Raw genomic sequence first — 25,582 nt, 5'->3', positions numbered from 1 at the left:
CACTGAGAAAATATGGCGCCCACAGCATGGGATGATCCATCCTCTTCTCAACAACGGCCGGCATTTGTGTAAGCGGGGTTCGGGTGTGAGAATGACCTTCGTATCTCCGGATTACTCGGTGACACGCGCTGTCCGATCGCAACTGTCGACCAGGTCTTTTGAGCCATGCGCAAAACCTACGTCGGGCGTCTTCCGCACCACGATCCGTTGCATGATTATCTTCAGCACCACGTCCAGCCACAACTGACGGGAACTTCCGGCTCCGCTACCTACCGTGTGTTCAAACTCAATGGATCGAATGATGTGTATCTGTATGAAGAGCGTTCGACAGGCACGCAGGTGATCGGCAAGTTTTTCCTTTCGTCGGGCAATCCGAACCAGGAGAAGGCGGCCATACGACTCACGCATGAGTTCGACCATTTGTGTATGATGCGGGAACAAGGGCTGACCGGCTATCCCCACCAGGTCGTCAAACCGTTGGGGCGCTACTATTCCATGAACGCGCTACTGGTGACCGAGCATACGGGCGGAGAACTGCTCAGTGACGTGATTCGTGAATCGATTCGAGACGGGCGTTCTCCCAAGCTGTATTCCAAGCTGACCGCGCTCGCGTATTTTCTCTCCACGTTCCACAATCGGACAGCTGTCAGCGCCAGGGTCGACTTCCATCAAGATTGTCGCTATGTCGATCGCCTCATCCATAGCCTGCACAAGATCGGAGCCGTCGGGAACGAGGAGTGCGGCGAATTGCGCTGGCTCCGGGACCAGTGGAGTCGTCAACCTAAAATGTGGCAGGACAACCAGGTGTTCGTGCATGGGGACGCCACGCCGGAAAACTTTGCCTTCGGAGAGCATTTGCACGTGATCACGTTCGACCTCGAGCGGGGGAAGCATGCAGATCGGGTGTTTGACACCGGGCGCATCGCGGGAGAATTGAAGCATTTCTTCATGCACATGACGCATGACAGGCATGCCGCAGAACCATTCATAGGACATTTCCTATGGGAATATGCCTGCCATTTCCCCGACCGCGAGGGCGCATTTCGATCCATGACCGGCCGCGTCCCGTTTTATATGGGCATGACGCTTTTGCGTATCGCACGCAATGCATGGGTCGATCACGATTATCGCAGGCGCTTGATCAACGAAGCCAAGGAGTGCTGGAGGAGAGGTTTGTAAATGATCGTCAAAGGTCTGATATTCGACGTCAACGGGACGCTCGTGGATATCAGAACAGATGAAGGGCTCGAAGATGTGTACCGGATCGTAAGCAACGTGCTGTCATATCAGGGCATTGCGCTCGACCCTGCCAGGTTGAGAGACACATTTTTTCGGAAAATGAAGGAACAGCGCGATGCGTCGCAACAGCGGCACCCCGAGTTCAATGTCGTCGAAATCTTTCAGGACATCATCAGTCTGTATTCATCGGATTTTTCACGACGACTGCCGAAGCAGAAACTTGAGCATTTGCCCTTGTATCTGGCAGAGACCTACCGGGCAGCGTCACGCTTTCGATTGGAATTGTATCCTGGAGTGATGGATACAATTGCTCAACTCCATCAAACATACCAGCTCGCCGTGATTACTGATGCTCAGACACCCTATGCTGTACCGGAGCTGCACGCCGTAGGTCTCTTGCGGTACTTCGATCCCATAATCGTCTCCGGGGACGTAGGTTTCAGAAAACCCCATCAGCAATTGTTCCGAAACGTCCTCTCTGCCATCAACTTGAAGAGCTCCGAAGTGTTGTATGTCGGAAACGACATGTATCGAGATGTCTATGGCGCCCAACGCGTGGGAATCAAGACCGTTTTTATCCGATCAAACCAGGGTCTGCAGGAGAAGGAAGGGGTCAACCCAGATTATATTATTTACAATTTCCCTGAATTGCTGAACGCCGTCCGCTTCTTTGAGGGACAATAATGCGTAATGGGTAATCTGGATCGTTGGATAGCGTTTTCGCATCCGATCCATCGAGCTGGCTGCGTTGGAGGTTCTTTGGTATCACTGCAGCGGGGAAACTCTTGGATAAATCGACATTCTATAAAGAGCGCGCTAGAAGGATGGGGCTCCTTCTCCCACGGAGTTGGTAGCTGTCACACACACGCGTACTTCAGTTTGCTTTCCGGCAGAGATCGGAATAACAATGTCTCGACTCACTTTTCCTTTTCCCCCAACGTCTGTGGCGTTATGTTTTGCATATTCAACAGCGCCAGATCCTAAGTCGTAATAAATGGTCGTAAAACTCAGTGTTCTGAGCGGCATCCCGTTCACTTGGGTCTCCGGCTCCTGATATTCCACATGCAAGGTATTGTGACCTGCACCAACAAGCTGCTTGGGGGCAGCAGAGGGACAGCGATTGAGAGATCCGGGTGTCCCAGACAAAGAAACGCAAGATGTCAACATTAGTACGTTCGCAAGGCTCAGAATACTGAGAACAGAACGAACGATCATGTTCATATTTCCAAAGCGGGCCATCTATGACACCAAACGTGTATGCGCATCATATCACACCCAACTCATGTCTATTCTCGTGGCTGGCGAGGAATCGACATCACCCACAATACATACCGATCACTGGTATGGCATTGTACAAGATTTCAGTGAGACAATACTTGTGACACGAAGGTTGGGAGCGCCCATACCTCTTGCAGACGTCAGACAGCTCAAAAAAAGCGAAGAGCAGTCCAAGTCCTAGCAGACAGAGAGCGGAGGCTGGGTTGACCGGCAGCTAGTGAATTTCCAACGAGGCAGGAACCTGCAGGTGGACAGGGATTGTGGGCGTAACAGGTCGGTTGCCACCGGCGGGAACCCACAAAATTCCGTTCCAAACCTCAACGCGTCCCGAACCGTCCGAAAGTTCCACCACCCGCAAGTCGAGACCGTCTGTGTTTATCGGTCCAACGATGATCCGCGCGACATTACGCATGATTCACCTCGGAAGCCTTTATATGCCCTGCAGCAACAGAGAACAAGAGCATTATGGCAGGGGGGCAGGCACTAGCGTGAATAAGGCCGAATGACCGTACTGCTTGATGCGGCTGCAAGTTCTCCTACGTTTTTATCGTTATTGCATGTGATTGCCAGTCTGGCGTTACCTACCGTCTGACTTTCGCGGTCGCCGGAAATCGCTTCTCATTTCGTTGCGAATCCCCATGCCTGAGCGTGAAAGGCGTATGTGCCCGGCCCCACTTTCCGTTGCACCTGGAAGCAAAGCTTCTCGCCAGACTTAAGAGGTATCGGGCCTTGCACGATGCCCACATACGTACCGGCTCCGTTCCCTTTCAAATGCCCGCTCTGCACTACAGGGATACTGAGACTCTGAATGATTTCCGGCGGACCTGGCGGGATGTTAGGGTTAGGGCTCCGCACGACCATGAAGGCAAGGAGATTCTCTTGCGGTTCATCTTCCATGATCATGACACTCGCCATTTGCAGCACAAACGATGTCGTTCCGAGATCGATCAGAGTCAATTCTTCGCTCGGATTGTTTCCTCCACCCATGAGCGATGCGTCTCGACGAACTATCGTTTTCGGAATATTGAAAAACGGTTCCGGCATGGGACCTCCCATAGTGAGGGGAAAACTAGCTATAGCTCTAGTCGAACGCTGTTTACTCTGTCAATGCAATTTGCGCACAAAGTTAATATCAGCGGCTTCCCACCTTCGTAACTAGCACAGTTTGCAGATCTTAGCTCACACCACAGAAGCTGCTTTGGACGGATGGAGATGGAGTCGCGACTTGCCATGATCCCAATTTTCGGCGTTTACGACCCGCATTTATTTTCTTGGATCCTGCTCACTATCTTGCATTCAAGAAAGACCCTTCAAACCTCCTTCAGCCTTTGCCCATTTGCTGAATAGGCCTTCCGTGCCATGCTCAAAAATCTTCTCAGCTGACCTACACGCGAGTCGGAAGGAGTGAGCCGGTGTCTTCGGGGTAACCGGCAGCCGCGTACTGTCGCGCCTTCGCTGCGAAGTATGCCCGCACCCACGCATAGCGAACTCCGTCCTTCGAAAGGCCGACGACCTCGGCGATCGATTCAACGAGATGGTCTTCCCGCCGGCACCCCATTCCCCTCCGGAACTTCGTCGATTACCACCAGGACGCTCGCTTCCGTGGCCGGGGGAATGCCCGCAGGCGCAGCCACCGCTGTCGCTTCGAGGACGGCCTGGTTGATGGCTGCATGAATTTCCGTCTTGTGGGAACCGTTCAGATACCCCTCGGGCACGGTGACGTGAACGAGGAATTTGCCAGGTGGCGACACGAACTCGTCTTCGCAACTGCCCCCCAATCCACCAGTCGCCGGCCGGAACCTCTGTGAACAGCACCCAGGCGAAGGCGCGACCACCATGCGTGTTGGCTCCTCCCTCCATCGCGATGAGCACCTCGGTCAGTCTCTTCACAAGATCCACTTTCGCTGATTTGTTCAGGCCGCCAGCGGGATACTGCACTTGCATGATCGGCATAGAAACCCTCCCGTGCGGGGATCGATTACATAATTGTTTCGACGAGCAGCACATCCGCGCCACCGTGCCCCGTCCGGCAAGCGAGCGACGACTGGCCCCACGCCCCAATGCTGTCGCGCCAGCCGAGCGTTTCGCCCTGGCACTGCAATTCCCCGTCGATCACGAAGACGTACACCCCGTGCCCACTCGACCGCGGCGTATAGATGTAGTCGGCTGGTCTGTCACCGGCTAAGCGTGAGATGCGGATGTCCTGTTCAACCGGCAGTGCACCGTTGGCGTCTCCCACCAGTTGCGTGATCTGGTTTCGCCGGGTGATCGAGTCGAAGTGGGCGCGAGCGTACGTGGGCGGCAGCGAGAGTTTGCCAGGGATGAACCAGAGATAGATAGCGTGCATGTCCTCGTCGCCGATGCTCAGTTCGGTGTGTTTCCCTCCCGAGCCAGCCGAAAATGCGTAGTAATCGCCTGGCCCGAGCTGGTCGATATCACCCAGCGTGTTGATGTGTATGAGGCACCCCTTGAGAACGACGGCGCAGATGATGAAATTGTGATGGGGATGCATGTTATATCCGCACCCCATCCCGTGAAATACCTCGTCGCCGAAGACCCGCATCCGGCCGAAGCCGTGTCGTCCGTCCTGGTATTCGTGGAAGTTGAAGCTCGAATCGCGGATGATGAACGACTCCGGGTGTCCAGAGACGTACGACGAGTTGGGTCCAGTGGAAGGAATGCGGTCGTGCCCGCGGTCGGCAGCGCGTAGTACGAATGATTTCGACACGGCGGTTTCCAAGTCAGTCTTCAATGTCCCTTAGGCTGCCCCTCGGCATAGTCGATCTCAACCATCTCGAAGAGGCGCTTGGGAGTGCCGCAGTCGGGGCAAACCCAGTCGTCAGGGATGTCTGCCCAGCGTGTGCCCGGGGTGATTCCAAATTCTGGCAACCCCAGAGCCTCGTCGTAGTGGAACCCGCATCCTAGACAGAGGTATCTCTTGAATGGTACGTCCGCCACGTAATTTCCTTCAGGCTAGTGACGAATCCGCCCCCCTTCGTCGCCGAACTATGAAGTGACTCGCCAAGGTACGGCGCTTTCTGGCGGCCTATCCCCCGGTCATGACATCGTATAGTTTGGTGCTGAAGGTGTACCACCTTTACTGCACGATGAACCCGTCCACATTACCTCCTGCGACAAGAGGCCCGTTCTGTTTTGTGCTTACCCCTGGAGTTGAGAAGTCCGAACGGTAGAGTTCAATAACATCGTCTACCGCTTCATCAGCGGCGTATACAATGCCGGAGCTATCAGGAAGGATGGAGAAACCTAAAAGAGAACTAACGGAGCCTCCAGCTACGATCGGACCATTCAGCCTTGTGCTGGAGCCTGGCGTCGTAAACGGGACGCGATACGTCTCAAGTACATTGTCAGTCGTTTCGTCGGCAAGGTACACAATTGCTGAACTGTCCGGAGTCACTGCGAATGCATTGGCAAAATAGTGGACCCCACCTCCTGCCACAGGCGTTCCGCTCAATCTGGTCGAAACTCCTGGTGAGGTAAAGGGCACACGGTAAACGGCCGTACCGCCGGTGCTGCTTGCAGAAAGGGGCGGTTTAGTATTAGCCGCGTACACGACAGCCGAGCCATCCGGGGTGATTCGGAAGAAAGACAGGAAATTGTCATCGGCAACCCCATTCAAGCGGGTACTCATTCCAGGAGCGGCGAACGGTACCCAGTACAGTTGGCGGTAATCCCCTGTGGTATCTGCGGTCGTATAGACGACAGATGCGCTGTCCGGTCTGATGTCAAATGCGTGGACGAAGCGCGGAGTGGGAGTACCCACGAATGGTCCATTGAGCTTCGTGCTGCTCCCAGAGACGACAGCGGAACATAGAAATATTTCTCTTTGGAATTGAGTAAAGCTAGTCCCTGGGATAGGCACCTGGCGAGAGAGACCATGGACGATTACCAAACCATTGGGCGCAATGACAAAACTATCGACATCACCCTCCTGCAATGGGTCACTGAGTCTTGTGCTGATGCGTGGGGTCGCGAACGGGACGCGAAATAACTCAACTCGATCCGCATCTAATTCCGTTGCAAAGTAAACCACCGCTGAACTGTCAGGAGTTTCTGCAAATCTAAAAAATACATTACCGCCGGCGACTAATGGTCCGTTGAGACGAGTGCTCTTCGTTGGATTAACAAAGGATACCCGATAGAGTTCCAGCACGTTGGCTGTGGTTTCATCCGCGAGATATAAGACCGAAGAGCTATCTTTCGTCACGACAAAGTTGAACGACACATTCGCCCCGGGTGGCAAAGGCCCGTTGAGCTTCGTACTGACGCCTGGATTGGCGAAGGTGACACGATACAACTCGAACACGTCGTCAGCATCTTGGTCCGCCCTATAGATCACCGCAGTTCTGTCAGGAGTGAGGACAAAGTCTGTGACACTTCGTCCAGATGGTAACGGCGGATTCAACTTGACGGAGGAGCCGGCAACAAACAGCTCGAATACTTCATCGATGTCCTGATCGGCCACATACACAATACTGGGACCGGAACTAACTGATGTCGTAGTTGGTGGGGAAGGCGGAGCGGAAGATGAGCTGTCTCCGCCACTGCTACATGCATTGAGGAATGAGCCAACGCTTATGGATAAGAAACACAACAGGAGGCACTTTGTAATCGTTTTCATAGCAGCGTTGCTCCTTTTAAGAAAGCGTCAGGAGCTTATTCCTTCACACTTTGACGACCAATACCTCATTCGTAGGGACACTAATGACATTAGGTACATTTATTTCTATGCTCGGTGATATCGCCGTCGTTGAAACGGAGAGGGCGAGTGGAAGGCCTGCTGCTAGTGGAGCAGTACGGAATGATTGATGAGCTGCAAGAGGTAGCTGCTAGGTTTAAAAGAACCCTGGAGTCGGTATAAATGTCACCGCCGGTAGTGAGAGGGAGGGCACGCTGGTTCGGCCTCGGCAAATGTTGGTCCAATGGCCCATGTTTGTCATCCAAAAGCAACACCTTATACAACATGGCAGGAGTCCTCCCCCGGCATCAAGCGGCAGGCGTGATGGCCGATTGAGGACTCCCACGCCCGGCGGAGACATCCATCGCTCTCATCTGGACAAGAGCCCATCGCGCGCGACTTCGCTTACTGGCGGTTCTGAAGGGTTTCCAGCACTTGATCGAGACTAAAACTGCCGACCCTCTGGCTGGGCGGGAATTCCTTGAACGTGGAGAGAAATTTCCCGATGTATTGCTGGGCTGGCACGAGCAAGAAGATGCGCTCGGCCCGCCAACGGCTATAATCCATGCCGACATGATCGGCCGTTTCGAACGGATCAGAGCGCAGGTTAAAGAGCTTTGGGAGCCGCAACGGGACAAACGGTTCCTGCCAGACATCGAAGCCATGAGCACGTTGCTCGGCAAACACAAGCTTCCATTGCTTGTAACGCAGCCCCACCAGTGAGCCGTCGTCGTTGAAATAGAAAAATTCCTGACGGGGATCTGGGGCTTTGCCAGCCAGCGCATTGGTGATGTTATACCCGTCTAGATGAACCTTGAATATCTTGTCGCCGACCTTCATGCCTTTGAGCAGCTTTTCCTTTACGTCCGGATCACCTGCTGCTGCTAACAACGTGGGTAGCATGTCTTCATGGGCAAAGATCTCGTTGTTGACGGTGCCGGGCTTGATCACCCCGGGCCAGCGGATAACAGTGGGGACACGAAAGCCGCCTTCCCAATTTGTCGCTTTCTCGCCACGGAATGGAGTCGTGCCCCCGTCGGGCCAGCTAAACGACTCAGCGCCGTTATCGGTGGAGTACATTACGATCGTATTCTCTTCGAAGCCCAATTCTTTGAGTTTGTCGAGGAGCTGGCCGACCATGGCATCGTGCTCGACCATGCCGTCGGGATAGATTCCAAGCCCGGTTTTGCCTGCGCTTTCCTTCTTGAGATGCGTAAAGATATGCATCCGGGTCGAATTCCACCAGAGAAAGAAGGGTTTGTCCGCTTTCTTCGCGCGCTCCAGATAATCCAGCGATGCCTTCGTAACTTCCTCGTCAATCGTCTCCATGCGCTTCTTGGTGAGAGGGCCGGTGCTCTCGATCTTCTGCGTGCCGTCCGGATTCGCCCAGGTGTGGATCACGCCGCGGGTGTTGTACTTCTTGATCAATTCCGGATCTTTGAAATAATCCACATTCTCCGGCTCTTCTTCAGCATTGAGATGGTAAAGCGAGCCCATGAACTCGTCGAAGCCATGGGCTGTGGGCAGGTGTTCGTCGCGGTCACCTAAATGGTTCTTGCCGAACTGCGCGGTCATGTAGCCCTGCCCTTTCAGCAGCTGAGCGATCGTGACGTCTCGCTCCTGAAGCCCTTCCTTGGCACCCGGCAGGCCCACCTTGAGCAGCCCGGTCCGAAAGCCGACTTGGCCGGTGATGAATGCCGCGCGGCCGGCGGTGCAACTCTGCTGGCCATACCAGTCGGTAAACAGTGCACCTTCCTTCGCGATGCGGTCAATGTTCGGCGTCTTGTAGCCCATCATGCCCTGGTTGTAAGCACTGACGTTCCAGTAGCCAATGTCATCGCCCCAGATGATGACGATGTTGGGTTTCTTGTCCGCTGCTTCGGCAGGGACGAGTAGCAAGGTCATACCCAAGAGCACGACGAACAGTGTGATTCCCCTCATACAATTGTCTCCTTGTCCGTATTCAGAATTCTCAGAACCGTGCATAAGCGTCCGGCTGATGCTTAGTCGGGGTGAGCGTAGGGGTTTCTCATAGATTTGGGTACTGTCAGAATTGACAGGCGTTTCAACACCGTTCTCCTCGTTTTTCCCAACCTGGGCACCCTCGAAAAGGAAACCCGGCTCTATATGTAATTGGAATCTATCTGTGAAAGCAGTGATCACGAAAGGGACAGATACAACACGGGCACCCACGGGATTTTTATCTACAATGTCCTCGAAAAAGAGGACACTCTCTATAGGAAAAACCCCAACTTATGACCGGAAATTCCAGTCGACTGCACGTTCCCAGCTCGTGGTTATTAATGCGGTAGCAACCAGATTCCTGAAAGTGCCAATTTGCGATGTTCCTACTACTCTTGAAGAACAGCAGCAGTCCAGTGATATAACCTCTGGCTTCTCCACTTAGGGTTGTATCGGATCTGCGACAAACCTGGAAAGCAACTGAGCCCGAGCGATGTCTTCGAGAGTCGTCACTTGTTGAGATGTCGGCACTGCCACTGGCTGATCCTAGCGGCTCTTGGCTGGATGTCGGGCTCTGCATGGGCCGATGAGGTCATGACGCACAATGGAGATCGCCTGAGTGGCGAGATCGTCACGATGGAGGATGGCATTCTGACCCTTGACACCGAATATGGAGAGATGAAGATCGAATGGGGGAAAGTCGTGCACGTGACATCCACCAAACCAATGAAAGTGAGGGTGTCAGGGGAGAAGAAAGGTCTCGTTTCCGACTTTTTCGTGGGCGGGCATGAATTCCGCCATGTCACGGAGCTTAGGCAGGACGGCCCCATCCCTATATCCGAAGTCAAAGGCATCAACATCGGGCATATCCGCCATGACGGCACAATCACGCTAGGGGGGAACCACACCACTGGGAACACCAATACCAAAGCCGTCAATGCAGTCAGCCGGGTCAAGATCCAAGCCCATCGTCAGCGTTTAGATCTGGAGGGCAAATACAACTATGGCGAAGCTAATGGTGCCGTGACCGCGAGAAACTGGTTATTCCAATTAAAATATGACTATTTTCTCACCGAGAAGGTCTTTCTCAACACGTCCAACATGCTCGAACATGACCGGTTTCAGAACCTCCAGCTTCGTACCACGTTAGGCGCCGGAGTGGGGTATCAATTCTTCAATACAGGGCAGCTTTCTCTATCCAGCACGGTCGGCATGGCCTATGTCGATGAAGATTACACCACGGTACCTCGCACCCAAACGCCCTCCGCCCATGCAGGATACCGCTTTGAAGCCACGCTATGGTCTCGCATCAAGATCTTTCAGCGTTTTGATGGGTACTATGATTTCAAGTACGGAAATGCTATTCGCATTACCATGGATCAAGGTGTCCGCATCCCTGTCTATCAGACGCTGTACGTAAGCCTTGAATACGACTATCGGCTGAATACGAAGCCTGCCCCCGATCGCAAGGAGGTAGACGATGCCTACATTTTTGGCGTGGGCTTTGAATTCTAGCCCCTCATGAATAAGCCCGCAGCCAAGGGGCCTTCTTCTTCCTGAACCTCTCACATAAAGAACCCTGCCGCGGCGATGGGACCCGCTCTGATAATGGGTCAGGGTCCGACCAACACGACAAAAACGATTAAAGTTATTCGACGGGGCTGTTGAGGGCTCCTCTTGATGGAAGCCCTCGTTCGAGATGATTATTAGAAGTGAAGGGCGAGGCCGCCTACGAGATGGTGAGTATTGATATCACCTTCCAGCGTTCGCGTATCTACTGGGGAGAACTCTACATCAACCGCTCCCACATAATGGGTGAAGCGGTACTCAGCAAATAGGCCAACCATGTTCGTAAAAAGGACCTGCACCCCGCCACCAGCCTTAAGACCGAGCTTTGTGTCGTTCGCCTTCTCATTATCCTGTTTGAATTCAGTTAGGAAGATAGCTGGACCGGCCGTGATATACGGTTGAAACCGCCCCTGCTGGAAATGGTCGTCCTTCAATAGCTCCAAGCGCAGTTTCAAAATATCCACTCCAATTCCGACAGTTCGAATATTAATCGCGGACAGTCGACCGCTACCTTGGAGATTGCCGACTCTGAGCCCAACTGTTTGCTCAGAGATGTTCGGTCGGAAATAAAACACATCCACGCCAAGGCCATAGGACAGAATGTTGGAGAAGGCAGGAAACCAATACCCCACTTTCCCACCCACTGTGACTGAGTCATCGAACTTCACGTTGTTTATGGACAGATTGAGACTATCTTCGGTGATATTAGTTTTATTCGTGAAGGAACCTCCGCCGTAGGCGGCGATTTCAAGTTCAGCGAAGGCAGGAACGGGCATGAGGAGGAGAATCAAGAAGAATATCATGGCACTCCTTCCAGCTAGAGGTAGAAGAATAATGGGACGTCTCTAACGCTTAGGAACCCGAGTCTACTGAAGCGGGGTTTCGTCCACCAATAGTACGAAGGAGGAATATGGAATGCGTGGAATTAGAGTCTACTGATTGATTTGCTGCCGTCTCCACCTCGCGTTTTCTTCCTTAGCAGACCTCCGGCATAGGAAGCCTCGCCCGTTCCTATTTGGATCTCAACCCGCCGTTGAGCCGGCCCGAGCAATTTGTATAGACCCGGAACTATGCGTTCACGCGTAGAGACTGCGCGGTCGCGCACCGCGCAGGCCGAGCGGTTACGCACATCTGACCGTTCAGTCCAGTAGAACCAATTTAATTCGTGTGCTCACAAGGTGAGGGTAGTTATCCATTACAGCACGTTCGTCGGATTTCTCCCCACTGCCAAAGCAAGTCGCCCTTAGGCCCTGTGCTTGCTATAGCGACGAATCTGATGCGGTGAGCGACGTGGGCAATGAGGACGAACCCCTAGCCTGCGTAGTTTGACCTCTCACATAACGCTTGACCGGAGTCGACATGCCCATCGTTAGCGGCATTTCGTATTCGTTGAGTCTACCTGACAGTGACCATTTCCTCTTTGCATTCTACTCACATCGCAAGCCTAGAATATGGTGATATTTCTTATCCTCGGTGCTGCCGAAGCCGGCCTGTTTCTCGCCGTCCTTTCGCTCTATCGGGCGGCAGGCAAACCGGATGTGTGGTACTTCCTATTCAGCCTCCCAGGCATCGTCTTTCTCTGTTCGTCTCTCCTCATCATGGTCTGTGTAACATGGATGATGCGTACGGTATGCAGTAGCGACAGACAGGCCCGACGAGATGCATTGATGGGGGCAAGCATGAACCTGCTTCTGCTACCCCTTGTTTTAGGGAGCCTCGAAGCGACTTCACGGCTTCTGTCTCGATCGTCCGGATCGACCGAGACGATATTCGGCATCGTGTTGTATCCCAGGCATTGGGTCGATGTCGTCAGCACGACGAAATCCGTGATCGCTGAAATGGCCTTCACTTCTCCCTATCTCGTGCCCGATCCGACCCTCGGCTGGACGATCGGCCCCTCTCGAAGGAGTGCAAGCGGACTGCGATTCAGCAGCACGGAGGGAATTCGCAGCCCTCGGCTCGGCGTCTCATTTCATGATTCACGCACCAGACACACGGGCATGGCGAATCGTCCCGCTACCGTTCGCATCGCGCTGATTGGAGACTCTATGACGTTTGGCGCCGAGGTGAGCTGTGAAGAATCGTGGGGGCATGCATTAGAAGGATTGTTGCAACCCGACACACAGGTCCTGAATTTTGGAGTGTCCGCCTATGGGCTTAATCAGACATTTTTACGCTATGGACAAGATGTCCGTTCCTGGAACCCGCAGATTGTGGTCATTGGAATTTCCTCAATGATGCTCTTGCGCATCAACAGCGTGTATCCCTTTATTATGAATCCGGAGTGGTTTGGATTCCCTTTTGTCCGTCCGCGGTTGGTTGAGAATCACGCTCGTCCGGTCGCCATTAATGCTCCAGTATCCGGCACCATCGATGTTTCTGCGCGCTCGATCAACGACTTGCCCTATCTTGAGCTCGACGACTATTTTCAGCCGATACAATGGGAACGACAAGGGGTCTGGGGTCCGCTGGAACACTCCTATGTATTTCGTTTACTGAACTCTGTCAGGCCTCCCGGCGAATTCATGTACAAAGATGTCTCTCTTGAATCCATTCGCGCCAGTCAACTCGTAATCCGGTCTTTGGTGCAGGATATACGGGAGGACGGGGCGATCCCGTTAATTGTCACGCTGCCCTACGAATCTGAATTTGGTGTGCCTAATGAGCGACGCCCGACGATACAGATGCTGACCCGCGCAGGATTGCCGTATCACGACATGGCAGGGTGTTTGATTGACCAAGACAGCTACCCAAAGTTCGTCCCCTCTGGGGCGCACTATTCAAGCCGTGCCAACGCTCGTATTGCGCAGTGCCTGCAGCCAGTTCTGGCATCCGAGATCGCGCATCTCGACAGCACTGGCGGCCGTGTCGATTAATACCTGAAGATGGGTAGGCAAGGTTTCTGCTCGCCATCCTGAGCATACCGGCGCTCACCTGTCGCTGGCGGGCATCATTATGGCGGCGCCTCTACGGTGCAAGATTCCTTCTCAATCCGCTGTGGCACCTCCCCGACTGATCTTCCTACACCCCACGGTGGGGATGGCCTTGGCATGTCGCAATGTCTTAACTTTCGCCTACTCTTAGAAGATAGCTTGGATATGATGTTTTGGCACGGTCTGGATTTCATTGGAAAATGCGGATAACCTTTGCGGGGGTCTCAAGCCATACATATGATTTCGCCAAAAAGGATGAGACAGACATGGTGTGTGCTTACCGCACTTGTTCTTCTATTATTCGCGTACGGGCCGGAGTATCTATTTTCTCTACCGTCGGAGACTACTGACCTGCATCCGGATGATCCCCTCCAATATCGCAAGACGATCGACGATGACCGTTCAGCCCTTGCGAAAAAGTATCCCGGCGACGTGGGGATCGAACATGACCCTGCCGTCGTGTTCGTCGAGAGATTCGACCGCAATTCGGTGGATGACCTTGAACAGGACTGGTCAGAGATCAGGAATGTCAGCATTGGCATGACTTTGGTCGATGATCCGGCCCCTCATGCGAGAGACTCCAAGGCATTGAAGCTGAGCGCCATCGGCGGACAAACATGGGGCGCTGACCTCTACAAAATGCTCCCTCAGAACTACAACGAACTGTTTATTCGGTACTACGTGAAATATGCGCACGACGGGATCTATACCCATGCCGGAGTTCTCATGGGGGGACTTAATCCACCCAAGCTCTCTCATCCCAGATTCTGTTGTCACTGGCCGGAAGGGGACTCTGCGTTTTCGGTTGGATTTGAGATCTTCGACCAATTCATGTTGGATTTCTATCTTTACTGGGTCGAAATGAAACGCTGGGGAGAGATTGTTACACCTGTCCAAAAAGAAATCGATCCAAGCACCTCCATGTTAAAGGCAAAGGCATCTGGCAATACCATGATGAAGAATTCCCGCCCTCGAGTCGCGCCGGGGAAATGGTACGCGGTGGAGTTTGGCGTAAAAGTGAACGAGCCTTTCTCCGCCCGAAACGGCCAGTTGCGCTTATGGATTGACGGAGTTCCAGTGGCCCACTACGAGGAAGGGCACCCTCGCGGAACGTGGACTGGCGATTCCTTTACACCCGAAGTCACTGCCCAGGGCACCTTCGAAGGTTTCCGATGGAGGACAGCTCCCGAGCTCGCACTAAACTGGGTCTGGCTTCTACATTATGTCCCCTATAGAAATCCGGCGGGTCATGTCAGTCAGATCTGGTATGACAATGTTGTGGTTGCACAAAAATATATCGGACCGATCTCTCCCTAACCCTGTCAGACATGAACACACTTAACATTTGAGGTCATTACGGTCGAGGTGCGGTCGCCTCGATGAAAGCTATGGGGAAACAAGTTGGCATGCAGGTGAAGAAGGGAGAGATAGGATGCCTATAAGTCAGATCGCTTTGCCTTTTGAAGGATGGCGAACGTGATGAGAGAGTGGTGGATGGTTGAGACGGAAATTCATGAAGTCGGTGTGGCCCTTCTGAATAGGACAATTCAGGAACGTCCTATGGAGCGACTTCAACAGCAGAAGCTTCCATTTCAACACATTCCGGCGCGCCTTCCTCTCCTACTTTTCCTGAACTTCCACGGTGGAACGGGAGAAGCATCAGTCCATAATTCTAGCTTCGCTTCTCGTGCTTCTCCCTCCAATCTCTCAAGTACGGTGTCCTTCGGCACATACCACCAACACCAGCCACTCTTGACCAGTTGATGGTTCACATCCGCTCCATCGGCTAACAGCACATCGGCAATCGTGCGGCCGGTGCTTGTCGAATGACCGCCCCGCGCTCCTCTCGGAATACGCGAAGCTCACTTTTCCAATAGCCGGGCTAGTAGGACGGGGAAGGATTTGATCGTACTGGCATAGTAGGCGAGGTTCTAGCCATCTATGTCTCGTCTGTTAGCCCGTCCTGAATGAGCTTGGACATTTCAGTTCGTTGAACTTTGACCACCTCGTTTAACTCGGCAATCTCGGCATCCGAGATCCGACCCTCAATCCTCAGTTTTTCTATGAAACGCCGGTAAGGGTCAATGGTGAGGCTGAGGATTGTGTCGATGACCTCGTTGAGGTCGGGGTTGATCGCAGACATGGACTACCCCCTGGCAGGACTCATTCTTGCCGTCATGCCGTCGTCTCGCCACTTATAATCGCAGTCCTGGCACATCCAGTTTCCCGGCCCAAGCGGCTTGGTCACCAGACTGCCACTGAAAGTTCGGGATCTCACATACCCAACGAACTGGTGATGGATGCACAGGCTATGACACTTGGGGCAGGGCGGTTTTGAAGAAGCCATCTCTATTTGCCTTTCGGCAGTAAGCCCTTCTTTTCCAACTCCTGAATCTTCCCGTTCACCAGTTCGAGAATAAGATCCTTTACTGTCTTCTGTTCTGCCGCTGCTGCCATTTTGAGACGAAATAAGGTCTCACGAGGGATATCGCGGACATTCAAATGGGCAGGTTTATCGGGATTCGTCTTTGGAGCCATTTATCCCCCGTCCTGGGGCAGGACATTGTAGGACACCCGCCTGACATCGTTTTACACGACTCTTAACCTGCTGGCAAACAGCATTTGCTATCACTTGCTAGATAATGTAACATTAGAATTTACGTAACATAAGTAGTGTACGCCACTGGGTGCAATCATGACAATGAACCGGATCGTTATCAAAATTCCTGAATCACTGAAGCGCAAGCTCGACGCCGAGCGTCAGTGCGGTGCGTCAGCTGCCGGCCTGATCCGTCACTTGCTCGATCAGCATTTCAAATCGAAGAGGGGCAGCGTAACCACCACTCACCCACAGGAGGACACCGACAGCAACATTCCAGGATGGGCCACGGGGCCGGATTGTTTTGAGAGTGAGGCGCAGCGCGAGCATGTCGAAACGCAGCATTGGTGTCAGGGCGATGGTCGATTTGCGGCATACGAGAACGGCGATCTGCACGTCTTGGCGCAAGCGATCGCCGAATTTCGTGCCGTGCATCGGTCGATCTTCACCAAGGAGCTGCAGGAATTGCACGCCTATCTTGCGGCGCTGACCGACTGGATTGAGCATGTACCGGAAACATGAAGCCCGGCTGACGGGGTTGATAGGAAGAGAGACCCTCCACACGCCATCTCCGGAGCCCGTTAACGGCATGGAGCCACCGTCACTTGCCGAACCGGCGATGGAATGGCCAGGCGAGGAGGAGACATCATGGCGATGAAGATTATCTTAGCGGTGATGTATCTCGTCCTCCTTGTGATCGACGCACGCAAGCTCGCTGAGCGGGAATTTCGGTACAGTCTGGATTATAGGTCAGGGCCGGAAGGCCCGCTTGCGACGAGGCACTAGGCGGATTGTCGGCGGCGGGGGTTGCTGCTGATGTCGAGGATTGGGAGAGGATCGATCAGTCTGACCCCCGATTGGAAAAGTTGCTAGCGAAGCACGAACATCGCGGAAGAGCGGCGCAGCGTAGTAGGCATTCCTTAGACAGAACGGCAGCCTTCTGAGCTCGTCTTAGGGACTTGGTCTCCTGCGGAGACCATGACTAGATGAACGGCAAAAATCGTCGTTCCAACGAACATGACAATGACCGAGCCGAAAATTCCGAACCTGACCAAGGAAGTTCCAAGAACAGTAGCCACGTGCGACATGGAGAAGCCTGCCTTTCTGCATAGGGAGAGGTGAATTTGGATGACTTTCAGGCTCTCACAAATGAAGAGGTAGGGGAAGACTTTTAGCATTTGCCGCTGCAAAGTTAACAAAAGAGTAACACCGTCGATTCCCGCTTGGCGCACCGGTCGGCGGGACGTGATCCTCGCATTATGGTGCTCTCTAATGTCTCAACTCACGTGGCTTGCTTACTCGAGATCTGGATGATTGGAAATCTACTTCCAGCTGTTCACTTCTCTCGCACAAATGAAGCAATCTCTTATGGCAAGGTGGAAGGGACTGCAGGAACCGGCGCATTGGGCGGGACGCGCGGCTGGGGAATCACCGAAGCTTTTGGTTGAGGGTGATAGATCGAGGTGAAGCTTTCTCCGAAGATGAATACAGCGACGATAAGAACCGCAAGAACCGCGATGACAACCGAAATGCCAATCCACAAAGCGGATCGTTGGTCGAATCTCCGTCGTTGATCGACGGCATCGGGTGCTGTCCTCGTGACACGTACGTCCATGAGAATAAGGTTAGCACGTGCGAGCGGGCTACGAAACTGGGAGTTCACGGAGCATGGCGACCGACCGAAAGATGAGCTGAGCTTCGGAACAGCCGAATGAGATCGGCGGAAAAGCGATCGCGCCATAAAGAAGGGTGTCCCTAATCGTAAGATCGAGAACTATTCTGCCAAGTCCCCTTCCAACTTGCGAGTCTGACGATACGGGGCACACAGGGAAGTACCGAAACCCATGGGGGCTGAAGCTGGTCTGGGTCAAGTACGTACAGCTTTGTAGTTAGGAAGGCGGGTTGTTATTGAATGAAGAGCCTGCGCGAAATGCGGGAGGCGCTAGAGAGCGGCTGCTCCGTGGATTCTGCGTGGTCTCGACCTCCATGGCTTGCGAATTGTGCACCGTCAATTTGGCCAGCAAAGGGATCGTCAAGATTCATTTGTCCAAATCCAACCGGGGTATCTGGCGCGTGAAGGCCCGCTGGACCATCGTGTCCTTTGTAAATGACCGCCTACCGATTCCCCCTCCACGTGCATTTACCAACATTGAGACCTGCTCGAATAGGAAGAAGGCTCTCGCGATTGAATACGCCACACGCGACTGCATCATTCCCCTGCGCTTTGAAGGGGTGCAAGTGAACAGCATAGAGATCCTGCGGGAATGAATGGATTCACGCCTGTCGCGTGATAGAACCATGCCTGTGGTCTCCCAAGAAGGAAGTATCTGATGCAACATCCCGAAGAGCTCACGCTAAGCTGCGCAGTGCTGAGGAAATGGATTTGCCTGAGAAGAGCTACTTCGTACCGGGATCAACGAAATATCCATCGCTCCATGGGTAAACGCCGCCGAGAGCGCAGGGCATCCGGACATGGCACAAGGACCCCGGTTGATCCCACTCTGGAGCATTTCGAAATCCTGATTGGTGATCTGTGTTTGGGAGCCCCTGTCGCGGTCATGGTACCCAGCTTGCTACCAGCCATGGGTTACGACATTCACGATTCAACGACCAAAAGGAGCAGCTTCCCATTGCCCAAGCCTCCGCTCCATCTCATACTGGCAGTTCTAACCGTGGAGGTGTGCGATGTCACAACAGAAATGTGCACATGATTCTTGTTCGTGCCAGGTGGCGGGCGAGGCATTTTGCAGTGATCAATGCCAACGAGCGGCTAAAACGGTCACGAAGTGTCCGTGCGATCACCCCGGCTGTCAAAAGCAGCCCTCACGAACCGCCAGATCAGTGGTTCATGGAGGCACCATTAGGTCCGTGGACTATGGAGGGGTGTTTGGGTGAGCCGTTTTGGGTCTGCTCGTACGTGACAGCAGTACCTCGATATGTAAACGGACTTCTGCCAAAAAAGAAGGATGAAGACTTCGCGGATCCACTTTAACTTCTAGTCCAAAGAGGAGCCTATAATGTCACCCCTTAGAGCACTCCTTTGTGCACTCGGAATATTCTCTGTCTTTGTTACAACCCCCGCACTCGCCGCAGAGCCGCTGGAGCAACAGCAGCTGGTTGAGAAAGCCCGGCTGACATTGGAGGCATTTACGGCCGACGACGGAATGAAGGGATCACTGAAGCAATTGGGGCAAGACTCCAAAGGGCTCTTCATTGTCCCGCAGTTCGTGCGAGGAGCCGTCATCGTCGGCGGAGCGGGTGGTAGCGGCGTGCTGCTCGTTCGAGACGAGAGGACCAACACATGGGGAGGGCCAGTTTTCTACACCATGGGGTCGGTCAGCTTTGGCCTTCAGGCCGGGGGCGATGTCTCCGAGATGGTCCTCGTCGTCCGGACACAGAAAGGGCTCGAGGAATTTTATTCGAACGACTTCAAGCTCGGCGCCAATGTCGGGGTTACGGCCGGGCCTGTCGGGGCAGGCATGTCGGGTCAAGGAGTTACGGCCGATGTCGTTTCATATGCCAGAACGAAGGGAGCGTTCGCGGGCCTCGCAGTAGAAGGTGCCCGTATTTTCGTGTCAAACGACTCTAATGCTGCCTATTATGGACGGCCTATACGCCCGATCGATATCATCGTCAAAAAAGAGGTGAGTAATCCTCAGGCAACAACCCTTCGTACTGCGGCAGAAACGCTCTTGAAATAAGAAGCGACTTGGTAGTCCGGTTGCCGGACAGAACACGGCGGCTTCGATCTTTCCGAATGTTTCTGTGTTCTATTACTGGAGTGGGAGCGGGAAAGTCTTGATGCGATGAAGTGATTTTCAGCTTCCGACCATTCCACAGCTTTCTCGCTTCCTAGTTTTTCGCCATCAATAGGTTGGCGTCACGCGCAAGTCGCCAACGGCCGTCCGCTTCCTTACGGAATAGCGTCAGGGTGTAGCGCGGTGCGCTGCACTGGCTTACCGATTGATGGGGTGATGCTCAGGGCGATCCGATTACGCGTGAACTCCCAATTCTCGGGATCCGAAGTTCGACGATGTCGTTGGTCCCATCGATCTGTGTCCCTGTGGTGCTGCGCTCGTTGGTGGTTGATTCGAAACCCTCTCGGCCGAACGGCTCCAGACCGGGAACCATGAATACCACGTCCTCAGTCATGAGCGAGAGCACCGTGGCCGTGTCGCCAGATTGGCTTGCCTGCAGCCAAGTCGCAATGACATGCCGGATCGCTCGTTCGTCTTCCGTCATTTCGCCTCCCATCTCAGAGGGGGCTGAGATCGGTTATTCGAAGTCTCAAGGCATGGGGATTCAATTCGTTTACTGTGCGTGCTTGGTACGATGGCAGATTTCCAGACGATTCCCATCGGGATCCTCGAAGAAGACGGCGTAATAGCCGGGCCCTTCATCGTAGCCCGGCCCCTCCACCCTTTGGGCGCCGGCACGTATCGCAAGGGCGGCCAGCCGATCCACTTCAACCGTGCTCTCAGCCCAGAAAGCGATCCGGCATTCATTGGGTACATGCTGCGGTGATTCCGTAAGGCCGAAGAAGTCCGGCATCCCGGTCAAGGTCGGCCCTTCAAACACCAGCCAATTTGCTACTTCGACCTTGTGGGTAAATCCCAGCGCCGGCATGAGGGTCGCATAGAAGTCTTGCACATTGGCCAGACTGCGTACCCGCAGGTCGATATGATCGTAGCGTCTTCCCATTATCACTCCGTCACAATATATACAGATGGGGCAAGAGGGATGGCTTAGTCAATATCCGACCAGAGAAGGCGGAAACCGTCATGTTTGTCCGACGAAGGACAAGCATATCACCCCTTATTGAGTAGGCACCAGTTCGCCTTGTGACGTTTCCAGATCTAACCATTCAGGGGCTTGCCCACGTTTTGGCCTTGCGATACACCCACGGCGGCATGGGAGCGGAATCGCCCCAGAGCCCCCGCCGTCGCGGCTCTCGCATTCGGGCGTTCGGGTGATTATCGATCTCAAGCAGGCGATGAAGCGGGATCTCATCACCCGCAATGTGGCCTGTCTCGTGGCCGCCCCCAAGCCTAAGAACGCCAGGAACGGGGTCTTAGAGCCAGAAGAATGGACACGGCTCTATGACGCGGCGCCGGCCTGGTTCAAGTCGGTGTTGCTGACGGGCTATCACACCGGGTGCGATTGGAAGAGATTCTTACGGTCACGCGGGATCGGGTTGACCTTGAGAAGGGACTGCGTCGGGAATTCCAGCGGCTGAGAGGCGCCGATGGGGTGATGCGCATTCAGGGGCTGGTGTTTCAGAAGGACGGGGAGAAACTGAACCATACGTACCGAGAGGTCCAGCGGCTTTGTGAGGAGCAATCGATTGCTGACTTCGTCTTCCATGATCTTCGACACTGTGCCGCGACCAATCTAGCTGAGGGCCGGTGTCGATACGGAAACGATCATGAAGATCGTTGGGCATTCCTCTGTCGAAATGTTCCTGCGCTATCGGACGGTCAAGGCCGAAAACTCGATGCGGCCATGACGCGCCTTGAGGCTGTGATTAACACCCCGGTAACACCTCGTTCCGTTCGCATTTCTAACTCATTGAACAATTAGGCAGGATGGGTGGGTGGTGCCGAAGCCGGGATTTGAACCCGGACACCCTTGCGGGCGCTAGACCCTGAAGGGAGCGCAGCATATGGTTCAGTGTTGCTTGCTGTGTTCTGGCGTTGCATTTCCATCGTATAGACCGGTCATTCTCGATACGCCAGGATACAGCAGACAACGCGAGAGTAGGGCAGTCACATGACAATTACATGACAGTCAGGAAGCCCCCCGGCCTCAAGGCAACGTGCCCCCCGCCAATTAGGGCTCCCCACGACTAGCCAGACACACGCCCCGTCGTTATATTGAAGCAGCGAATTGGCCCTTGTTAGACTCCCGATCGACCAGTGAGACTATCCTCTTCTGTGTATCCATGACTTCGCGCGCAATGCTTCCTGTAAGTATACGGCCATTTTTGGTTGCCGATTCCGACACACTTGTCGCGCTATTCCGTGACTCAGTACGGAGCGCAAGTCCTCACGACTATACGGAAATGCAGGTTATGGCTTGGGCTCCAGAGCTGATTGACCTAGAGCAATTTAAGGCTCGACGTGAAGCAAAGGCGACGTGGGTCGCGGAAAGCCTAGGGCGGGTGATTGGCTTCTGCGATCTTGAGCATGACGGTCATATCGACATGCTGTACGTTCATCCACAGCATCAAAGGCGTGGTGTTGCTGGGGCGATGCTGGATTACCTGGAGGAAGTCGCTCGACAAAGAAAACTGACTCGTCTATACACGGAAGCCAGCATCACCGCTCGCCCCGTTTTTGAGGGTCATGGATTCCATTGCATCGCCCCTCAGATTGTCACTGTTAGGGGCGTATCGATGACCAACTTTCGAATGGAAAAGTACCTCAACTAAGGCAGAGGGAGCCCCCCCCCGGCCTTTCCACTTTCGCATTCCTCTCCCGTCCGGATCCTCGGTACCCGGCCTCGACTTTTTACGGTGTTGAAAAGGTTCGCTTCGTCTCTCCCACCCCTCAGCCATGCCCCCTCCTGCGCACAGCGTTCGATTCTGAGAGGCCGAGACAGGCACCCGCCCCTTCGGTATTCACCGACGAGCTTGTGTCCCAAAGCGCGCCGTGGGTCGGCCAAGAATTCGCGCAAGAGGCTATGGAGAGAGAGTGGGGTTATGAAGCAAAATCGACAATATAGGATGGATGATCCCTTGTCGCGGGAATCGATTCAAATTTTGTCGTAGATCCACCTTGTCTATGCCACAAAGTGAGACCTATACTAACTATTGTGTGCTGGGGAGTAACAACAACTACGAATAGGCCTAGCTGCAATATCTTGAAGTGATTGTTTTCAAATGATAAATTGCTACCGCCTTTCCAATGGCATGCCGTAGCATACCCCTATGCCTATACTTGTAAGTGTGATTTCCCTCGCATCACGGTGACACTGTCTATAAAAATTTCGCACGTGAAGAGGCAGTCTTCATGCATGCTATGAGTCAATTAATGAATGCTTATACTATGGGTATTAAATGCTACAGCAGATTCTAGATTCCGCTGGTTTAAACGCAACTACATCCGCCGGCCTTCTTGGTATCAGCCCAGACCTCTTGCAGCAATGGGCGGCGGGACAACGTTCGATCCCTGATTCAATGGTTCGTCGTCTCTCAGCCGTTCTCGGCGTCGCACCAACTCTCTTACGAAGCTCTAAGAGAATCAAGGGTCATCAGGCCGACATCACGCCAGCCATATGGTTCAAGTTCAGAGGTGCTGGGTTGACTGACTCTGATCGTGAATGCGTCCTGTTGATCCGCCAACTAGGATTTTATGTGGATCAACTAGAGCAGGTGACTAGTACCAAAGATGTAGGTTGGGATCTTCTCTTTGAGGCAATACGCCGTGAGACTGATAAGCAAGCTCCGCCTAGAGAACAGGGGCGCCAAGCAGCGCGTATCTTCCGCCAATATACGGGTTTAGAAAAAGGGCATGGCGGAATTGGAGAACTTTTCAGAGGAAATCTGCGAAGCAAAGGTGTTCTCATTATCGAGAGTCCCTTGCCTAAGTCCAACCTAGAAGGTTGCTGTTTTTATCTTGGTGCAACATCCCTTGATCGCCCTTGCTTGTTCTCCAACACATACAAGGGAACATGGTTCAGAAGAAACCATGTCTTGTTGCATGAACTTGCGCACGCAATCTTTGATGCATGCACAGAAGGAGCGTCCATCGATTTTCTTGAAGCTAAAGACTTGATACCTTCCTTATCAGAAGAGCGGGCCGAGGCTTTTGCTAAAGAGTGTTTAGTGCCGAGGGAAGTATTGATTCATATGACATCTAAGCTAGGAATCAATTGGCACGCACTTTCTTCCAAGAAACTCGCTGAGCTCGTGGGTATGACTCATTGCGAACAACGCACCGTGCTATCTGCAGCAGTTGACAATGAACTCATTTCTGAAGATGAGCGTAACAATTACATCAATTTGGAGATCTCGGAAGACCTGCTTAAGGTTTCCGAGCGGGCCTTAAGTGCCGGCCAATTCATAAGAAAGAAAGGCATTAAGCCAGAGTGGCAAAACAAACGTAACACAACCATTCCCACAAGAACGCTGCGATTGCCTTCCTCATATATTCTCAGGGTCTTAGATGCTCTCCGCATAGGAAACGTTAGCACCAGCAAAGCTGCTGAACTTCTTATGATAGATGAAGGAACTTTCTACTCCAGATTTAATGATAAAGTTCCCGCCTATTCAGAATAGTGTTTCTGCTATTCTATGGATAATCCCTCCCTCCTTCTTTGTGATTCTGATGCTACTATTCAGCTCCTACTAACTGACCGACACAATTTGTTGAAGCTATTGAGCTCAGGATATAGCATTCAACCTGTCATTGTGCATGAAGTCGAAAATGAGATCAGGCAAAATAAGAAATACAAAGCGTACATAGGCGCTAGGTTCGATAAGGTTCTGCAAACGGGAGTTATAAAAATCTTCGACTCCCTCTTTCTCCAAACCCATCTGAAAACGTCTGGACTACCTGCAACCACGATCCAGGCAACGTGGGATGCTATACAGGCAATGGGACAGCAATACGAATTGCGAGTAGGATCAGGTGAGGCGTACACATATGCAGCAGCTGTATCATTGGAGGTGCCTGCCTTAAGTCACGACGCTCAAGCCTTGAATACGCTCCTCAACCTTAATATGAATGTGCCGAAACCAGTCATTAGAGTATTTGATCTTTTGGGGCTCTTCAATCAGTGCGAGGTTCTTTCTGTCAAAGACTGTGACGATACACGGAGTAAGCTCTTGGCCCACAGCGAGTGGCTTCCTAGAGATTTTCTCAACGCTGGGTATGAACAAGGTCTAGAGACGTTTTGTGTCAGAATTCAAGATCAAGCAATAGCTGCTATTGGATGTGCACCTACTGGGCAAAGGCCGTATTCGCAACAAATTTTCATACGACATCAGGGTACGACATAAACGACAAAAACGACTGAAGTCCCCACCCCAGCGACTCCCTTTGACGTCCAACCAAAACGACATAAACGACCAAAGGTATAAGGGCTTGGTTGCCAACCAATTCCCCGTCTGAAGGTCTGGTTATAGTTAGTCTAGCTCGTACACGAACAAGCCAAAAAGCGAAGATAAAGAGGCCCACGGGAAAGATTCTTGGGCACCATGATATAGATATCTATATATATAAATATAAAAATACATCTACTAAATAGCTAACAATATTATTGACTAGCTATATGGATCAAGCATATTGTTGGCATGCATGCCCC

Annotated in this window: 25 protein-coding genes; 12 read left to right on the top strand and 13 right to left on the bottom strand. The window is 53.0% G+C overall.

The window, feature by feature from the left end:
- Positions 1-165: 165 nt before the first annotated feature.
- The gene (locus W02_RS12195) at positions 166-1,179 is read left to right on the top strand and encodes a phosphotransferase (protein ID WP_173048065.1); all 1,014 of its coding nucleotides are present in this window, start codon (positions 166-168) and stop codon (positions 1,177-1,179) included.
- Positions 1,180-1,923, top strand: coding sequence for an HAD family hydrolase (locus W02_RS12190; RefSeq protein WP_173048063.1), 744 nt, complete (start codon positions 1,180-1,182; stop codon positions 1,921-1,923).
- 1,212 nt (positions 1,924-3,135) lie between these two features.
- Here W02_RS12190 and W02_RS12185 read toward each other — a convergent pair.
- From W02_RS12185 to W02_RS12160, 7 genes are all read right to left on the bottom strand, one after another.
- A complete protein-coding gene (locus W02_RS12185) occupies positions 3,136-3,561 on the bottom strand; it encodes a hypothetical protein (protein ID WP_173048061.1) in 426 nt (141 codons plus the stop codon).
- 340 nt (positions 3,562-3,901) lie between these two features.
- Entirely contained in the window at positions 3,902-4,075 is a 174-nt protein-coding gene (locus tag W02_RS21305) for a hypothetical protein (protein WP_197742007.1), read from the bottom strand.
- On the bottom strand, positions 4,044-4,355 hold the full coding sequence (locus W02_RS21300) for a hypothetical protein (protein ID WP_197742006.1): 312 nt from the start codon (positions 4,353-4,355) through the stop codon (positions 4,044-4,046). The genes W02_RS21305 and W02_RS21300 overlap by 32 nt, the downstream gene beginning before the upstream one ends.
- 140 nt (positions 4,356-4,495) lie before the next feature.
- Positions 4,496-5,245, bottom strand: coding sequence for a pirin family protein (locus tag W02_RS12175; RefSeq protein ID WP_173048059.1), 750 nt, complete (start codon positions 5,243-5,245; stop codon positions 4,496-4,498).
- A gap of 20 nt (positions 5,246-5,265) precedes the next feature.
- Positions 5,266-5,475 (bottom strand): rubredoxin, encoded by a 210-nt coding sequence (locus tag W02_RS12170; RefSeq protein ID WP_173048057.1) that lies wholly within the window; start codon positions 5,473-5,475, stop codon positions 5,266-5,268.
- 139 nt (positions 5,476-5,614) lie between these two features.
- A complete protein-coding gene (locus tag W02_RS12165) occupies positions 5,615-7,000 on the bottom strand; it encodes a hypothetical protein (protein WP_173048055.1) in 1,386 nt (461 codons plus the stop codon).
- 618 nt (positions 7,001-7,618) lie between these two features.
- Positions 7,619-9,154, bottom strand: coding sequence for an arylsulfatase (locus tag W02_RS12160; RefSeq protein WP_173048053.1), 1,536 nt, complete (start codon positions 9,152-9,154; stop codon positions 7,619-7,621).
- Between the two features lie 615 nt (positions 9,155-9,769).
- On the opposite strand from W02_RS12160, the gene W02_RS12155 reads away from it, so the two are divergent.
- On the top strand, positions 9,770-10,690 hold the full coding sequence (locus W02_RS12155; RefSeq protein WP_173048051.1) for a YdiY family protein: 921 nt from the start codon (positions 9,770-9,772) through the stop codon (positions 10,688-10,690).
- 191 nt (positions 10,691-10,881) lie between these two features.
- On the opposite strand, the gene W02_RS12150 is transcribed toward W02_RS12155, so the two are convergent.
- Positions 10,882-11,547, bottom strand: a complete 666-nt coding sequence (locus tag W02_RS12150) for an outer membrane protein (RefSeq protein ID WP_173048049.1) — start codon at positions 11,545-11,547, stop codon at positions 10,882-10,884.
- A gap of 648 nt (positions 11,548-12,195) precedes the next feature.
- Here W02_RS12150 and W02_RS12145 point away from each other — a divergent pair.
- Both W02_RS12145 and W02_RS12140 read left to right on the top strand, forming a co-directional pair.
- Positions 12,196-13,620, top strand: coding sequence for a hypothetical protein (locus tag W02_RS12145; protein WP_173048047.1), 1,425 nt, complete (start codon positions 12,196-12,198; stop codon positions 13,618-13,620).
- 330 nt (positions 13,621-13,950) lie between these two features.
- Positions 13,951-14,994: a hypothetical protein gene (locus tag W02_RS12140; protein WP_173048045.1), complete on the top strand. Its 1,044-nt coding sequence runs from the start codon at positions 13,951-13,953 to the stop codon at positions 14,992-14,994.
- Between the two features lie 275 nt (positions 14,995-15,269).
- On the opposite strand, the gene W02_RS22165 is transcribed toward W02_RS12140, so the two are convergent.
- From W02_RS22165 to W02_RS12125, 3 genes are all read right to left on the bottom strand, one after another.
- A complete protein-coding gene (locus W02_RS22165; RefSeq protein ID WP_370467983.1) occupies positions 15,270-15,530 on the bottom strand; it encodes a thermonuclease family protein in 261 nt (86 codons plus the stop codon).
- 86 nt (positions 15,531-15,616) lie between these two features.
- Positions 15,617-15,820, bottom strand: a complete 204-nt coding sequence (locus tag W02_RS12130; RefSeq protein ID WP_173048041.1) for a hypothetical protein — start codon at positions 15,818-15,820, stop codon at positions 15,617-15,619.
- Between the two features lie 206 nt (positions 15,821-16,026).
- The gene (locus tag W02_RS12125) at positions 16,027-16,215 is read right to left on the bottom strand and encodes a hypothetical protein (RefSeq protein ID WP_173048039.1); all 189 of its coding nucleotides are present in this window, start codon (positions 16,213-16,215) and stop codon (positions 16,027-16,029) included.
- A gap of 157 nt (positions 16,216-16,372) precedes the next feature.
- Between W02_RS12125 and W02_RS12120 the strand changes: the two genes are divergently transcribed.
- The 4 genes from W02_RS12120 to W02_RS12105 all read left to right on the top strand — a co-directional run bounded on the left by W02_RS12120 (position 16,373) and on the right by W02_RS12105 (position 19,977).
- A complete protein-coding gene (locus W02_RS12120; protein ID WP_173048037.1) occupies positions 16,373-16,798 on the top strand; it encodes a hypothetical protein in 426 nt (141 codons plus the stop codon).
- A gap of 126 nt (positions 16,799-16,924) precedes the next feature.
- Positions 16,925-17,062, top strand: a complete 138-nt coding sequence (locus tag W02_RS12115) for a hypothetical protein (RefSeq protein WP_173048035.1) — start codon at positions 16,925-16,927, stop codon at positions 17,060-17,062.
- Positions 17,063-18,247: 1,185 nt separating this feature from the next.
- Complete coding sequence (locus tag W02_RS12110; protein ID WP_173048033.1) at positions 18,248-18,544, top strand: hypothetical protein; 297 nt, start codon at positions 18,248-18,250, stop codon at positions 18,542-18,544.
- A gap of 749 nt (positions 18,545-19,293) precedes the next feature.
- On the top strand, positions 19,294-19,977 hold the full coding sequence (locus W02_RS12105; protein WP_173048031.1) for a lipid-binding SYLF domain-containing protein: 684 nt from the start codon (positions 19,294-19,296) through the stop codon (positions 19,975-19,977).
- Between the two features lie 277 nt (positions 19,978-20,254).
- Here the strand turns inward: W02_RS12105 and W02_RS12100 are convergent, their stop codons facing one another.
- The gene (locus W02_RS12100) at positions 20,255-20,518 is read right to left on the bottom strand and encodes an SgcJ/EcaC family oxidoreductase (protein WP_197742005.1); all 264 of its coding nucleotides are present in this window, start codon (positions 20,516-20,518) and stop codon (positions 20,255-20,257) included.
- Positions 20,519-20,587: 69 nt separating this feature from the next.
- The gene (locus tag W02_RS12095; RefSeq protein WP_173048029.1) at positions 20,588-20,977 is read right to left on the bottom strand and encodes a VOC family protein; all 390 of its coding nucleotides are present in this window, start codon (positions 20,975-20,977) and stop codon (positions 20,588-20,590) included.
- A 268-nt stretch (positions 20,978-21,245) separates the two neighbouring features.
- Between W02_RS12095 and W02_RS12090 the strand changes: the two genes are divergently transcribed.
- The 3 genes from W02_RS12090 (at position 21,246) to W02_RS12080 (ending at position 24,554) form a co-directional block, all read left to right on the top strand.
- Positions 21,246-21,512, top strand: coding sequence for a hypothetical protein (locus tag W02_RS12090; RefSeq protein WP_173048027.1), 267 nt, complete (start codon positions 21,246-21,248; stop codon positions 21,510-21,512).
- A 705-nt stretch (positions 21,513-22,217) separates the two neighbouring features.
- On the top strand, positions 22,218-22,706 hold the full coding sequence (locus W02_RS12085; RefSeq protein WP_370467930.1) for a GNAT family N-acetyltransferase: 489 nt from the start codon (positions 22,218-22,220) through the stop codon (positions 22,704-22,706).
- Between the two features lie 627 nt (positions 22,707-23,333).
- Positions 23,334-24,554: an XRE family transcriptional regulator gene (locus tag W02_RS12080; RefSeq protein WP_173048025.1), complete on the top strand. Its 1,221-nt coding sequence runs from the start codon at positions 23,334-23,336 to the stop codon at positions 24,552-24,554.
- The last annotated feature ends 1,028 nt before the right edge of the window (positions 24,555-25,582 follow it).

The sequence above is a fragment of the Nitrospira sp. KM1 genome, assembly GCF_011405515.1.
Lineage (GTDB): Bacteria > Nitrospirota > Nitrospiria > Nitrospirales > Nitrospiraceae > Nitrospira_C.
Note: the sequence above shows the minus strand (reverse complement) of the source record. Positions and strands in the feature narration are given on the sequence as shown.